Origin of the sequence: Streptomyces boncukensis (assembly GCF_011045075.1) — a bacterium.
GTDB classification, from domain to species: domain Bacteria; phylum Actinomycetota; class Actinomycetes; order Streptomycetales; family Streptomycetaceae; genus Streptomyces; species Streptomyces boncukensis.
On the sequence record NZ_JAAKZZ010000926.1, the window covers coordinates 1 to 1,561 of the forward strand.

The following is a 1,561-nucleotide window of genomic DNA, read 5'->3' on the forward strand; positions in this document are numbered from 1 at the left end:
CCGTTGCACAACAGGCGACCGGGCCGGTGCTGCCGACCGCCCCGGTCGCCTGTTGTGCAACGGCACGCTGAACAGGCCGTCGTCCGAATCGTCGTCGGAGTCCTGGGCGAGGGCCAGCCGCTGGACGAGAGGGGCACCGGCCGGCCCGAGCCCGGCGTGTCCGCGCGGGGCGTCCCGCCGCACGTCCAGCGCCCGTGTCAGGGCCGCGTTGCCGGCCGCTCCCGCGAGGTCGAGGAGGTCGGCGGCCCAGGCCGGGCGGTCCGGAGGAGCGTCCTCAGCGGCTCCGGCGGCGCGCCCGGAGCGGTGTGGCGCCGGGGGACGGGAGCGGTCGCCGGAGGCTCTGTCCTGGTCCTGCTCTCGGGCCCGCACGGCCGCATCCCCTTTCGATGGTCGTCCTGCGCAGGTCTAACAGCGGGCGTGCGCAGGACCGGAGGGCGCAAGGGAAGCATCTCGGGTGCGGGTGCCTGCCCGGAGAGGCAGGGCGAACGCCCCACCGGTGCACGCGGCTCACTCCGGCGCGGGCGACAGCGCGTGGCGGAAGACGTCGCGCGGGTCCCAGCGGGCCTTCACCCGGCGCAGCCGGGCGGCGTTCTGCCGGAAGCAGAGGTCCGGGCCGGCCGGATCGGTGTCCGGGCAGGGGACGAGGGCGCTGTCGCCCCCCGTGCGGGCGAACAGGTCGCGGTGGCACTCCCGGATCCAGGACAGGTACTCCGGCGCCTGCTCGGGCTTCTCCCACGACGCGAGGTGCGAGACGTTCAGCACGGAGTCGCGGTGCGCCGTGGCCGTATCGCCGGGGGACGGGGTGTTGACGGCGCCGCCGTAGGTGTTGACGGCGACACGGCCCGCGACCACCCCGGTGTCGGTGCGGGTGAGGTGGCGGTGCAGGACGCCGATCTGCCGGTCCGTGAAGCGGCGGCGCAGAAACGCCGACTCGGTCGTGGTGTGTCCGTGTCCGTCGCCGGCGGGCTCGCCGGAGCCGTGCAGCGCGGCGGTCAGCCACGGCAGCCGCCGCACCGTCAGGGTGGCGGGCCGGGAGGTGCCCGCGCTGATCGCGCCGATGAACTCGTGCAGCAGCCGGCGGTCCCCGCCGTGCTCCGCGGCGACCTGGCCGCGGAGCCGGTGGGCGCCCGCGGCGCGCCGGGTCAGGGCGAACTCGGCGTACAGCGCCGCGGCCTTGTCGCCTGCGCCCGCGTGCCGCTCGGCCCAGCGGCCGTGGTTGCGCACCATGCGGGCGAAGCGCTCGTGGTCCATGCCCTCCCAGCTCCACTCGCCGGTGAAAGTGAGCGCTGTCGCCGGCGGGGCCGGCAGCATCCGGTCGGGCTCCGTGTCCCGCGTCGCCCCGGGCGAGCGGAACCAGAAGCGGGTGACGACGCCGAAGGCACCGCACCCGCCGCCCGTGTGCGCCCACCACAGGTCCCGGTTCGGGTCGTCCTCCTCGCGGGTGGCCACGACGCCGCGCACCTGGCCGCGCCGGTCCGCCACGACGACCTCCACGGCGTACAGATGGTCGCTGACGAGCCCGAACAGCCGGCACAGCGGCCCGTATCCGCCCCCCGCCACC

At 76.3% G+C, this 1,561-nt stretch carries 1 protein-coding gene and 1 pseudogene; both read right to left on the bottom strand.

All coding sequences use genetic code 11. The annotated features are described in order from the left end of the window. A pseudogene (locus tag G5C65_RS38790) lies at window positions 1-369 on the bottom strand (hypothetical protein); the annotation flags it as partial. A gap of 138 nt (window positions 370-507) precedes the next feature. Further along, window positions 508-1,561 (bottom strand): FAD-binding oxidoreductase (locus G5C65_RS37040; protein WP_165303423.1); only part of this gene is annotated, 1,054 nt, incomplete at its 5' end.